A 13,770-nucleotide genomic window follows, 5' to 3' on the forward strand; every position below is an offset into this window, starting at 1 on the left:
GATCAGGTGATCGGAATAAACCGAAACGAGCGATCGCAATCACCGAAATACGCAGATTACTATTCGCGATGAATCTGAGCGCAATTACCAACCAGGCAGTGTTGTAGAAGTATCAACGCTAGAGCAGGGACGTGTATTCTGTAATCTTAAGATCATTAGCGTAGAACCAATCTTGTTTGATGACTTAGGTGAATTCCATGCTCAGCAAGAGAACATGACGCTAGATGTCCTCAAGGATGTGATTCAAGATATCTACCCAGGGATCTCTGAACTGTATGTTGTCTCTTATGAGTTGGTAGCTTAAGCCTGATTGGATTAGATTGACTAGCTAGGGATGGCGATTAATGAGTAATAACCAGCAGACACTGCTTCAGCTTTACTGTCGTGAACAGCAAGAGCAAACGTTACTGTCTAAGAATGACCTTGATAGTGAACTGAGCGAGAGTGCCGATTATTTAAAGTGGTGCGAGAGCAAAAGAAACTTTGTTGAAGAAGATGTCTTAGGGCGGACTTGGGTAAAAAGTTGCCCAGCAGGGTACATTACCGAGGTTCACTTTCATTCTGATGGTAGTCTAACGGAATATCGTTTGTTTGACCGATTTGAAACCCAAGGTCTTTGGTTGCTTAAAAGCGGGCTGCTGCAAGTCGAAATCAATAAAGGTGACAATCGTTACCAGTTTGATGTTGTCGCGTGTAAAGACCTTAATATCCATTCTGCGGTTGAGTATAAGAACGGTGAGCTACATTCGTACTTGAAGCTTGTTCAAGTTGAAAGCTAAACGCTGATTCGTTTTATGAGCAAATAAAAAGCCAACAGTGATGTTGGCTTTGTTGCTTTCAATTCGACCGAGTACTTCTGAACAATGAACTATTAAGCTTCGAAGTTCGCCAATTTAGTATAAAGCTCGCTGCCTTGATCTTGTTGTGCGCAAACCGTCAATAGGTCTTCAATAAAGAACTTCAGTGCACGCGCTTCAATTCGACGAATGCCTTGTTGCTGCTCTTCAGTTAGATAACCGTAGATAGTCGCCGCTCCGAAGTCGCCAAAGATCATCTGACCTTGCTCATTCACTAAAGTGTTGTGAGCGTATAGATCACCATGACAAACTTTGTTGGCATGAAGGTGTTCAAACACATCAATCATCTGTTCGGTAATGCTATTGATCTGAGCAATTGAAAGCACAAAGCCTTCGTTGAACGTATCGCGAGTGCAGCTCTCAAGAGTAGGGGGCAAACCTAGGTTGTAGTAGTTGCTCGGGATAAGCTCCATCACCAATGCTAGGTAGTTCTCTTCATCAACTTGTGCGATAGACTTCACTAGGTTGCTATGTTGGCCTGCTTGAAGACATGCTTCAAGTTCATCATGTGGGTAACCGTCACTGGTCACTTCGCCTTTGAATACTTTAACTGCCACTTCTTGTGGGAAATCAAAGTCACCGTTTAACCAGTTAGCATGAGAAATTACACCAGACGCACCTTGGCCCAGCACTTGATTGAGTGAGTAGCATTGCGAGCTTACGGCAGGCACGCTATCTAAGCTGCTTGGATGTTTGCAAAATGGGTTACCCGCAAACGCTAACCAAGCCAGTTTTGGTAGCTTGATAAGGAACTCTGGGAATTCAGTCAGTTGGTTTGCAGACAGACGAACCAGTTCAAGGTTTGATAGGTTTTCCATGCTTTCTGGCAAAACGCGAATCTTGTTGCCTGCTAATGCCAGTTTCTGTAGTCGTGGTCTTTCACCTAGCGAGCTAGGCAGAACCTCGATCTCATTGTCGGTCAGGATTAACCAACGTAGTTGAATCGGTAGAGACTGCTCGCTAACGGTTTTGATTTGGTTGGTTTTGAAGCCAACCATTTCAAGCTTAGGAAGTAACCCCAGAACATCAGGCAGGTGCGTGAACAGGTTATTCGACGCGAAGATAATACGCAGGTTAGTCAGCTGTGATAACTCTTCTGGTAGATCTGACAGCTGATTGCCTGAAAGGTCTAGGATCTCAGAGAATCAGCGAGCTCTAAGATCTCTAGTGGAAATTCGGTGAGACCTTCTGACAGTTGTAAGCGCTTAATACCGTTTAGTTGCCCTGATTTTAATTGTTCTAGAGTATGCAAACCTTAGCCTTATGAATAGATGTTCGAGGCGCGTAGTTTACTTGTCTCAATCAAGAAAGGCGAGCACCGGAACGATGCTCGCTTAACTAAGCTAAGTGAACGAATTTACGAAGGTTAAAGTCGTATATGATTTTGGCTGACGCCGACCTCCTCAACAAAGTCGCTGTCATGACTCACCAAGATAAATGCGCCTTGGTATTCACGCAAAGCGGATGCCAATATTTGTTTTGAGTCGATGTCTAGATGGTTGTCCGGTTCATCGAGTAATAAAAGCGGGGTGTCTTGCTTATGGCTAACGATCAACATCGCCAGTTTCATTTTTTCACCACCACTTAAATGAGCCACTTTTCGGTATACAGAGTCTCGCCTGAACCCTATTCCAGCGAGCAAGGTTCGTGCGTCACTTTCTGTTAACCCAAAGCCGTGTGTCATCAAGCTATCGAACATGGTGTCGTTGGTGTCTAACAGGCCAAAGTGTTGATCCAAGTATACGGTCGCCCCTAAGCGCTTAATGGATCCGATATAGTTCGAGTGTTGGCCGTGAATGGCTTTTAACAGTGTCGATTTTCCGCACCCATTAGCCCCAGTTAGATAACATCGTTCTCCCTGTGATAGAGAGAAGCTAATAGGAGCACTAGAACCAAAATTTAGGCGACACTCTTCAACGGTTAATAGTGAGTGTTTTTTAGAACGATTCGCTTGTTGTAGGTACAACGCTTGCGGCTTCAGTTGTTCTTGTTGTTCTTGAAGAGATTGAAGTTTATGTTGGTTTTGATCCTTTAAGTTCTTGTGGCTTGTTGCCGATGCACCTTGGGTTCGCCCTGCTTTATCTTTCATTGCATCCAATAATACCTTGGGTTGGCTACCCGATTTTCGGAGTCGGTTACCTTGAGACTCACGTTGTTGGGCTTTTTCCTTGTTAGTCTGAGCTTGGCGCTCGAGTCGTTTCTTTTCCGATTGATGATGCGTTATCTGCTTGTCCAGTGCTTCACTTTGACTCGACATTTGCGTGAAGTAATCATCGTAATTCCCTTTATAGAAACGCATGCCCAAACTGTTGAGGTGATAGATCCCTTCCATGTGTCTCAATAAACTTCGATCGTGGCTGACGATAAGTACTTTACCTTCAAACAACTGGCACTGTTCCAGTAACCAATTGCGGCCGTCGCTATCTAAATGATTTGTAGGTTCGTCGAGAATCAGTATGTTGTGGTTTGATGCGAATAACCGGTGAAGCTGTAAAAGGGCGAGTTGCCCACCGCTCAATGTATGGCAAGGCGTGGTTAACCCACTGGTTATTTTCAATGTGGCTAAAAGTTGCTTGGTGTTCGCTTGTAAATCCCAATCATCTCCAACGATATTGAAGTGCTGCAGTTCGCAGCTACCTTGCTCTATCGCTTTTAATGCATCTAACTTTTCGGTGAGCCCTAAGAAGTCAGCGATGGTGGTGGCGGAATCCAGTAGCGTTGATGGCAACTGAGAGTAAAAGCCGATCGAACCTTGGCGCGAAATACTGCCTGTTGTGGGCTGTTTTTGCCCGATCAGTAACGAAAGAAGTAGTGACTTTCCAGCCCCATTCCTTCCGACTAGGCCGGTGAGGCGAGTGCTCAAATTAAAGGTGATGTCTTTGAATAACCACTCACCAGTATCGAGTTGGAATGAGAGATTGTTGGCTAATATAGTAGGCATAAAAATACCTCTCTTTACGTGTAAACGAGTAAAAGGGGTGGGGCGCTTTTTCTATATAAAACCCTACACAGAATTCTATGTATAGATCGCCAAAGACGTTACTTAGGTAGCGTACCAATCAAAGATAGGAAATAGAGTGCTGATCTGATTTTTGTCTTTAAGGTACTGATCTTAAAGATGTAGCTTGTCAAAAAACGGATCTTTAAGAGCTTGATTTGTCGCGAAAATAGATGACGAAGTAACGCCCACTAACCCCGAGTGTCCAAATGATTTTTATAAAAATAAATCGGATGTCAGGATGTTAGTACTTCATTATGGCGTTATTCTCTTTTGAAATGATGGTGGGATGGTACTGAAAGAGGGTGCTTAAAGTCAATATGGTGATGTGATTAAAATGTATCCAAATAATTAAAGCGCCTCATGCCCATATATAGATATAACCATGAGGCGCTTTAGAGTGTTCTTTGAAAGCAAGGGCTTCAAAGAATTTGAAAGTTACAGGTTTCGTCCGCCGACAGCTCGCCAGCACATGTCAAAGCTATCGATGATGTACTTGGCTGACTGCTCTGGTGGTAACTCATTCTGCTCAATCAACCAGTTTGCACAAATCAAAAAGTGGCTGTGGATGAAGTGCCTAACAAGGTTGATGTCTAACACCATCAGCTCACCAGTTTCTTGTCCTTTCAAAATGATCTCGTCTAATGATGCGAACATCTTTGAAACAATCACTTCTCGAGTTTGAGTTGTTGGGTCGAAATGAACATTGGTGAAGAACTTCATTGCAATCGGATTTTCTAGTGCCCATTCAAGCCCTGTAATCCACATGAACTTAAAGGCTTGGTAGCGATCTTGTTCAGCGATTTCTGTGTGCTGGTCAAGGGTAGAAAATAGCTCTATTTTCAGTTCACGAAACAGTTCATCAATCAGTAGAGATTTGTTCTCAAAGTGATGAAACAGTGTCGCTTTTGCGACGCCTGCTGTTTTCGCTATTTGTCCTGTAGATGTGCCCTCTAGCCCTTGCTGAGAGAAGAGCAGGAGCGCAGCATCTAGGATTTTTTGCCTTTTCGTAATCATCTATTTAGTACTTTGAACAGAATCTTTTTAATTGGATTGTTGTAAGGAGGGTGCATTAACTTGGTGAAGTTAACTTTTCCTCTACTTAGAACGGTTTTGGCATGGCTAAAGGTCTTAAAGCCTTCAATGCCGTGGTAGTGTCCCATGCCTGAAGGGCCAATGCCACCGAACGGCGCGTCTTCTGCTGCCACATGCACTAGCGAGTCGTTGATACAAACACCGCCAGAATGTGTATTTGATAAGAACTGGTCTTGGGTTTGCTTATCATGACTCATCAGATACAGAGCAAGTGGACGTTCTCTTGCTGTGATGTAGCTGATCGCTTCTTCAATAGAATCATAAGGAACGATAGGCAGTACGGGGCCAAACAACTCTTCTTGCATTGCGAGCATGTCGTCGTTCACTTCGGTTAGAAGGTGTGGCGTCATTCTGTGGTTCACATCGTCTTGTGCTTGCTCGGTGACAGTGTGAACAACTGCGCCTTTAGATTGAGCATCTGTAATCACTCCCTTCAAACGATTGTATTGACGCATATCGATCACTGAAGTTAAGTCTTTGCTCTCAATGCCTGCTTTATACAGCTTTTTGAAGTACAGCTTATAAGCTGTGATGAACGCGTCGACTTTTTCTCGTGGTAATAAGATGTAATCGGGCGCCACGCAAATCTGGCCAGCGTTCAAGCTTTTTGCAAACAGGATGCGTTCAACGGCGTCAGCCACATCAAAGTCGGGAGCAATAATCGTTGGAGACTTGCCGCCCAATTCCAAGGTTACAGGCGTTAAGTTATCGGCTGCTGCTCTCATGACGTGCTTACCCACAGAGGTCGAGCCAGTAAATAGAATATGGTCAAACGGGAGCTGGCTAAATTTAGCGGAAACGTCAGCTTCGCCTTCGATAATCGCGACTTGATCTTCACTAAAGCCTTCGGCCAGCATGGATTTTAAAACTCGGTTGGTCGCAGGAGTAAACTCGGACATCTTGAGCATTGCAGTGTTGCCCGCCGCTAACGCAGTGATGAGAGGACCTAAAGAGAGCATCACCGGGAAGTTCCAAGGAACAATGATACCGACAACACCCACTGGCTGATAATGAACGGTGATTTTCGCGGGCGTAAGCATTAATCCTGCTTTTCTGCGAGATGGCTTCAACCACTTCTTAAGGTTCTTCATGCTGTAATTGATCTGGTGAAGAGAAGGGGTGATATCAGCAATCAAGCTGTCGTGTTTTGCTCGATGGCCATAATCTTCAGACACCGCATCAATCAATTGCCCTTGGTAGCGCATTAGCAACGCTTTTAATTTTGAGAGGTCTTTTCTTCTCTGCTCAAGCGCTGGATTAACATTACTGCGGTAGTGATCTTTTTGTCGGTTGAATATTTGATCCATGTCGTTGATGTTCGACGTGGTTGGTTCAAGGTCTAGATTATGGCTCATAGTATCCCCTAAATTCGAAAGCTGACCGATTGGTTGGTCGGTTGAAATTACAAGAAGATTGAATCGAATACAAGATATGCACGAGAAAAGTTCAATAATTGAGCGGCTACAACATTGAAGTGAGCGAGTTTTAGTTGGAAGAACGAAGTGTTTATAGGTATCGAATCACGGGATACAAGTTGTGTTTGTGATAGCGAGAGTTCAGATTGGGAAGTGCGCATATTTGTCACAACCCTGACTTAACTTGACCAGATTAGCTAAGAATTTTATGTGTCTTTGGTATTTTATTCACCTGATTCTTTGTTAGAAAGTGCTTTAAATCTAATGCGCTTCAGCCTGTTTTTTGGCCTAAAACCTTGTAATACCTTACCTGTCACTTTAAGTCGGGTCGACGATAAAAAAACGTAATCGTAACCACAAATATCAATGGTTGGACTCACTCTTAATAATATCGGTTAATGCAGCCAACAAATCGTTTTCGAACGTTTTTTGTTGGGTTATACCTCGCTATTCCAATGAGGTATCTTCTGTCGATGGCCCTATAGTGTGAGGTCTCTAGAATTGGAAAATTCGGTTAATTTGGAACGCATCCGTGCTGAGTATAATGTAAAGCACTGGAGCCAAGGTTTTTATGGAATTGATGATAATGGCGAGGTGTATGTATCACCGAGCGAAACCGATCATCAAGTTCCGCTAAGTCAGATCGTAAAACAGTTAGAGCAGAGAAATATTGGTTTACCTGCTCTTGTGCGTTTTCCTCAAATAGTGCATCAACGTGTGCACAATATCTGTAACGCATTTAACCAAGCGATCGATGAATATCAGTATGACAACCGTTACTTGCTTGTTTACCCGATTAAAGTTAACCAACAAAAAGAAGTGGTTGATGAGATCTTAGCGAGCCAAGCTCAATTAGAGCAAAAGCAGCTAGGCCTAGAGGCGGGCAGCAAGCCTGAACTATTAGCGGTATTGGCACTGGCTCAAAAAGCGAGCTCGGTGATCGTGTGTAACGGTTACAAAGACAGAGAATACATCCGTCTTGCTCTTATTGGCGAAAAGCTGGGTCATAAAGTATTTATCGTTCTAGAGAAGCTATCTGAGCTTGATCTTGTTCTTTCTGAAGCGAAAGCGCTTGGCGTGAAACCTCGTTTAGGTTTACGTATTCGTCTTGCTTCTCAAGGCGCAGGTAAATGGCAAGCAAGTGGTGGTGAGAAGTCGAAGTTCGGTTTGTCTGCATCACAAGTGCTGACTGTTATTGAACGTTTAAAAGCAGAAGATCAACTCGATGTTCTAGAGTTAGTGCATTTCCATCTTGGTTCACAAATGGCCAATATTCGTGATGTGCGAAATGGTGTGAGCGAAGCGGCTCGTTTCTACTGTGAACTGCGCGATATCGGTGCTCAATTGAAGTACTTAGATGTTGGTGGTGGTTTGGCGGTTGATTACGACGGCACACGTAGCCAGTCTTCAAACTCAATGAACTACGGCTTGCTTGAGTACGCTCGCAACATCGTAATGACAGTAGGGGATATTTGTAAGCTCTACAATCAGCCGCAACCTGTGAGCATTTCTGAATCTGGTCGTTCGTTGACTGCGCATCACGCTGTGCTTGTTACTAACGTGATCGGTACAGAAAGCTATTCTCCGGAAGATATGGCTGCGCCTGAAGCTGACGCACCAATGTTGCTAAACAACATGTGGAAGAACTTCTTAGAGCTAGATGCAGGTAACGATGATCGAGCGTTGATCGAGATCTACAATGACACGCAAAGCGATATCGCAGAAGCGCACAACCAATTTGCAACAGGCATGCTGAACCTTCAGCACCGTGCTTGGGCAGAGCAGATGTCTTTGCGCATTAACTACGAACTTAGCTCTCGTATGAGTACTAAGAACCGTTACCACCGTCCTATTTTGGATGAGTTGAGCGAGCGTTTGGCTGATAAGTTTTTCGTGAACTTCTCGCTGTTCCAATCGTTGCCAGATGCTTGGGGTATCGATCAGGTGTTCCCTGTATTGCCTCTAAGTGGTTTGGATAATGCGGACGAGCGACGCGCTGTAGTATTGGATATTACTTGTGATTCTGACGGTACGATTGACCAGTATGTTGATGGCCAAGGTATTGAAACGACTCTGCCAGTTCCTGCATGGAACCCAGATGAACCATACCTGATGGGCTTTTTCTTAGTAGGCGCATACCAAGAGATCTTGGGTGATATGCACAACCTATTTGGTGATACCCACAGTGTAGTGGTGAATGTTGATGAAAGTGGTCAAGCGAATATCGACTACATCAATGAAGGCGATACGGTTGAAGACATGATGCGTTATGTTCACATTGATACGGATCTGATTCGTCAGAACTACAAAGATTTGGTCAAGGCGAAAGTACCAGCACAAGAGCAGCAAAGCGTACTTGAAGAGTTAGAGCAAGGCTTGATGGGTTACACCTATCTTGAGGATTTTTAATGAACGATCTATTTACCAAACCAGATTACTCGCTGTACTCCAACGCGATGACTTTTATGCGTCGTCCATTGGTACAGAACCCAATTGATAACGATGCTGATGTGGTTGTGTTGGGCGCGCCGTTAGATATGGCGACGTCGGGTCGTCCGGGTGCTCGTATGGGGCCTGATGCGATTCGTCGTGCGTCTGTAAACTTGGCGTGGGAAGGCAAAAAATTTCCTTGGGACTTCAATGTATTTGAACACACCTCGGTGATTGATGCTGGCGATCTTGTGTTTGATTGCGGTGATGCAGAAGACTTAACTCAGCGTCTAGAAGCAGCCGCTGATGCGATTCTAAACAGCGGTAAAACACTGTTAGGGTTAGGTGGCGATCACTTCATTACATTGCCTTTGCTAAGAGCATACGGCAAGAAGTACGGTGAAATGGCTCTGATTCATTTTGACGCGCACACTGATACTTACAGTCAGGGTAGTCGTTACGATCACGGTACTATGTTCTACCATGCGCCAAATGAAGGGTTAATCTCGCCTGAGCATTCTGTGCAAATAGGTATTCGTACAGAGTATAAGCAGGAAGGTCATGGCTTTAATGTTATCAATGCGATGCAAGCGAATGACATGAGCGTGGATGAGATCATTGCTCAAGTGAAAGGCATTGTTGGTGATAAGCCAGTTTACCTAACGTTTGATATCGATTGTCTGGATCCTGCTTTTGCGCCGGGTACTGGGACGCCTGTGTGTGGTGGTTTGAACTCAGATAAAGTGCTCAAAATCATCCGTGGCTTACAAGGTATCAACATGGTTGGTATGGATGTGGTAGAAGTGTCTCCAGCCTATGACCAAAGCGAAATTACCGCTCTAGCTGGTGCAACTATCGCACTTGAGCTGCTTTACGTTTGGACGGCAAATCGTTTAACAAAATAAAATAGTTAGCGAGCCATGTTGAACGTGACAATCTCGTTTTACAGATAAACACAATATTGCGGTACATGATCTTCTAAAAGCCGCCCGAGTTAAACTCGGGCGGCTTTTTTGTATCTATTGTTTTGTCCTAAAACGTATTCCTTTTGATATGTGTATATCCAATGATAAGTCATGACTATTGTTCCTCCATAGCACCTTAATATGTTGATGGGTATATATGAAATTGGCGAAATATACGCTTAATAAATGGTTTTTCATCCGCTTTGTGCTGAACATTGTCTCAAGTTTGGGACTACTCTCTGCTTTATTGCTATCACATCGTTTGCCTCAAGCAATGTCTTATATTCGCTCATGATTTATCTACTTTATTCCTGTATATCTTTATAGGATTAAAGAGATGTAACATCGCTGTGAGTTTATTTGCATATAAATCAATGCACTACTAACGTTTAATTTGTGTTTTAGAAATCCATAGAGAATAAGTGAATTTGTGAAAAGGAGTCTCTTAGCACAGACATGGCATTTTTTATGGGGAAGACTAGGCTTAACAGTAAGTAAACTATAAAAAAACAGGTTAAATACTTATCTCTTTTCAACTCGAAGAGGCACAACAAAAGATTGGCCATTGATGAGGGGTAAGTCTGAATTTGATTAAAGCCTGTAATGATTAACAAAAATAATTTGTACAGCTCTAGATAAGAGTGCTTGTGATAACGGGGGATATATGGATATTGAGGTTTCGCGCCAAGCTGCGGTTGTTGAAGCAGTAAGTGGGGATGTGGTTGTAGTAACACCTGACGGTAACCCAAAAAAAGTTCTAGTTGGCGATATCATCCGTGAAAATGAGATAGTCATTACCGCAAATAATGCAGAACTTGTATTGGGCGCTCCAAATGGTGAGGTTCTGGTTGGCGATAATTGTGTTGGATGTATTGACCAAGAATTGTCTTGGGCAGATGCCCCAATCGCCGGAGAGGTCAACTTCGATTTAGAGCAATCTGACGACGGAGCCTTTACTGACGATGATATTGCGGCAATCCAAGAAGCTATTTTAGGCGGCGCCGATCCTACTGAAATTTTGGAAGCAACGGCTGCTGGTGAAGGGCTAGGCTCTGCAAATGCTGGCTTTGTTACGATTGAATACAATAATATTCAAACTCAGCCCTCGACATTCTTTGAGACATCAGGGCTTGCGAAAGAAGAGGTAGAGGAAACTCGAGAGGAATTTAGAACGATCACCCGTTCAGCTGGTGGTCAATCGATCAGCGAATCAGTCACTGAAGGTTCTATTTCTGGCAATACCTACCCCCAATCTATTACGACCACAGAAACGATTATTGCGGGCAGTTTAGCTCTAGACCCAGATTCTTTTGTCCCAGACACACTCTCCCTTGCTTCACTCCTAAGTGAGCTTAATAACGACATTACATCAAGCGGCCAAGTTGTCACGTTTACTTACGACTCGGTAACGAATTCCATTGTTGGTGTTCAAGGTACTGACGAAGTATTACGTATCGATATTGATGCTACTAGTGTTGGCAATAATATCGATATCTCATTAACCACCACGATTTCTCAATCTATTGATCATGTTCCGTCTATCGGTGGTGGGCAGGTCTCTTATACTGGCGATCAAATTAACTTTGCTTTTGATATTCAAGGTGAAGACTCCGCAGGAAACCCAATAGCATCACCAATTAATGCGCTGGTTACTTTATTTGACGGAGTGAATCCGTCTGCTGAAAGCGTGAATATCAATAATGTAGAAACGAGTAGTGCACCTATTGAAGGCACTTTTTCTAATATTGGAAGTGATAAACTTCAATCTGCTGTCTTTGCTGCAAGTGCGTTAGAAGAGTTTGATGGGCTGCTCAGTGATAACCAAAATACGGTTGCAAGACTGTCTGATGACGGAACAACGATCACTCTGTCTATTCAAGGGAGAGGTGAGGTTGTTCTCACAATCTCTCTCGATACCGATGGCACATATAATTTCCAACAGTTTAAACCAATAGAAGAAGTGAGCTCCGACACGCTTTCATTCTCTCTACCGATCACGGTTACCGATTTTGACCAGGATGTCGTAACGAATACGATTAAGGTTGATATCTCTGATGGTGATAGCCCGTTCATTATTAATGTTGATGGCATCGATGTTGATGAGTCAGGCATTGTTGGCGGCTCACAAGAAGGAACAACCCCAGTAGGCGGTATTGGCAGTATCACAGCAAGTGTTTTTGAAAGTGACATTATTGACCATTACGAACTTGAACCGACTGAATTTAATACAGCGGGAGCCTTGGTTTCTAATGGTGCTGCCGTTCAATTAGAGTTAGTTAGTCAAACCAATGATGTGAGAACGTATGAAGGTTATGTTGAGGTCAATGGATCTCGAATTACGGTCTTTGACGTTAAAGTCGATAGTCCATCATTGGGGAATTATGAATTTACTCTGTACGAATCGCTTTCACACCAAGGTACTGAAGGTGAGTTGCTAACCTTTGTATTGCCCATTTACGCGGTTGACGCGGATGGCGACCGCTCTGCACTATCTGGTGGGTCAAATACACCAGAAGCTGCTGAGATCTTAATCAGTGTAAAAGATGATGTGGTCGAACTCATCGATAATGTCGTTTCCGTCGATGAACCGACCTTAGCTGGTGATACTGTTGTTTCTTACAATCTATTCAACTTTGAGGGTGCGGATGGTTCGACAATCCAATCATTGTCTTACGAAGGGGTCGAATACAAGTTAGACCAAAATCTACTCCCAGATGCGGCACAAACTTTCCCATTTACAGAAGGGGTTGCAACGATCTCGCTCAATGGTGATTTTAGTTTTGAAGTCGCTCGTGATATCAGCCACTCAAGCAGCGAAACCATAGTAAAACAGTTTGCCTTTTTAGCTGAAGATGCTGATGGCGACGAGAGCTTTTCAACGCTTGATCTTAGTATTACTGATGGCCAAGATCCGGTAATTAACCTAGTTCCACCAGTGACATTATCTGAAACGAATCTTGGTGATGGATCTTCGCCAAGCGGAAATGCGGTTAGCGCCACTGAAACGATTACGTTTACAGCCGGTAGTGATGATGTCGCGAGTTTTCGAATTGATCCAAACTTGTTCAATACTAATGATACGCTCAAATCGAATGGGCTTGTCGTTGAACTCAAGGAAGACCCCCAGAACTCAGGTACTTACATAGGTTTTGTTAACGATGGGGTAAACCCTGATGTCCCAGTATTCACGATTAGCTTTTCTACAAGTACATTAGGGGAATACACCTTCACGCTGCTTGAAGCGTTAGATCATGAAGATGGCCTTGCAAATAACGAGCTAAATTTTGAACTGCCTGTTTACGCCGTGGACACTGATGGCGATAGCTCGCAAATTTCCCCGCTTACAATGACCATCGGTGATGATGTGCAAATCATGAAAGATGGTGTGCTCAATATTGTTGAACCGACGGTTGCGGATTTGGCTGCTGGTACGGTAACGACTGCCACCATTGATGTAATGCCCGAGCAGAGTGCTGATGGCGCGACCATTACCCAAATCACGTATGACAATACCGTTTACACCTTGAATCAGGGCATAACGGGAGAGCAACTGATTCCAGTTCCTGAGGGCAAACTGTTCGTTACCCTTGAAGGTGAAATACGCTTTGAGCCGAATCGCGATTTAAACCACACGAGCAGCGAAGACATCGTTAAAACAATCGTAGTGACGTCAAGTGACTTTGATAAAGATCCGGTGACATCCACCGTGACTTTGACCATTACCGATGGTGATATTCCAATCATCAACACCATTCCAAGCGTTACGCTATCAGAATCTAATCTTGCCGATGGCTCGGCAGCAAGCACCGTGCCTGTTAGCCAAACTGAGACTATTCAGTTCACCAATCAAAGTGATAATGTAGTCAAATTCCGTATCGATCCTGCTCAATTCAACCCGAACGACACACTTAAATCGAATGGGTTGGTCGTTGAGCTTAAAGCTGATCCAAATACGACTGGAGCGTACATCGGCTTTGTGAAAGACGGAGCCAACCCAGAAGTTCCTGTCT

The 13,770-nt window shown here is 43.8% G+C and carries 8 protein-coding genes and 1 pseudogene; 5 read left to right on the forward strand and 4 right to left on the reverse strand.

What is annotated here, in order from left to right; translation table 11 throughout:
* The first annotated feature begins 55 nt into the window (after positions 1-55).
* Complete coding sequence (gene yqfB / locus ACED28_RS21695) at positions 56-304, forward strand: N(4)-acetylcytidine aminohydrolase (protein WP_371710720.1); 249 nt, start codon at positions 56-58, stop codon at positions 302-304.
* A 40-nt stretch (positions 305-344) separates the two neighbouring features.
* Positions 345-779: a hypothetical protein gene (locus ACED28_RS21700; RefSeq protein WP_371710714.1), complete on the forward strand. Its 435-nt coding sequence runs from the start codon at positions 345-347 to the stop codon at positions 777-779.
* 92 nt (positions 780-871) lie between these two features.
* Here ACED28_RS21700 and ACED28_RS21705 read toward each other — a convergent pair.
* The 4 genes and pseudogenes from ACED28_RS21705 to ACED28_RS21720 form a co-directional block, all read right to left on the reverse strand.
* Positions 872-2,109: pseudogene (locus ACED28_RS21705) on the reverse strand (leucine-rich repeat-containing protein kinase family protein).
* A gap of 114 nt (positions 2,110-2,223) precedes the next feature.
* Positions 2,224-3,798, reverse strand: a complete 1,575-nt coding sequence (locus ACED28_RS21710) for an ABC-F family ATP-binding cassette domain-containing protein (protein WP_371710715.1) — start codon at positions 3,796-3,798, stop codon at positions 2,224-2,226.
* Positions 3,799-4,293: 495 nt separating this feature from the next.
* Positions 4,294-4,872, reverse strand: coding sequence for a TetR/AcrR family transcriptional regulator (locus tag ACED28_RS21715; protein WP_371710716.1), 579 nt, complete (start codon positions 4,870-4,872; stop codon positions 4,294-4,296).
* The gene (locus ACED28_RS21720; protein WP_371710717.1) at positions 4,869-6,305 is read right to left on the reverse strand and encodes a coniferyl aldehyde dehydrogenase; all 1,437 of its coding nucleotides are present in this window, start codon (positions 6,303-6,305) and stop codon (positions 4,869-4,871) included. Before ACED28_RS21720 ends, ACED28_RS21715 begins: the two co-directional genes overlap by 4 nt.
* A gap of 561 nt (positions 6,306-6,866) precedes the next feature.
* Here ACED28_RS21720 and speA point away from each other — a divergent pair.
* The 3 genes from speA to ACED28_RS21735 all read left to right on the forward strand — a co-directional run.
* Positions 6,867-8,774, forward strand: coding sequence for an arginine decarboxylase (gene speA / locus ACED28_RS21725; RefSeq protein WP_371710718.1), 1,908 nt, complete (start codon positions 6,867-6,869; stop codon positions 8,772-8,774).
* Positions 8,774-9,700 carry an agmatinase gene (speB, locus tag ACED28_RS21730; RefSeq protein WP_009846513.1) on the forward strand — a complete coding sequence of 309 codons (927 nt, stop codon included), beginning with the start codon at positions 8,774-8,776 and terminating at the stop codon, positions 9,698-9,700. The genes speA and speB overlap by 1 nt, the downstream gene beginning before the upstream one ends.
* A 724-nt stretch (positions 9,701-10,424) precedes the next feature.
* The coding region (locus tag ACED28_RS21735; protein ID WP_371710719.1) for a retention module-containing protein at positions 10,425-13,770 on the forward strand (3,346 nt) is incomplete at its 3' end.

It is taken from the genome of Vibrio sp. 1F253 (assembly GCF_041439295.1).
GTDB classification, from domain to species: Bacteria; Pseudomonadota; Gammaproteobacteria; order Enterobacterales; family Vibrionaceae; genus Vibrio; species Vibrio tasmaniensis_A.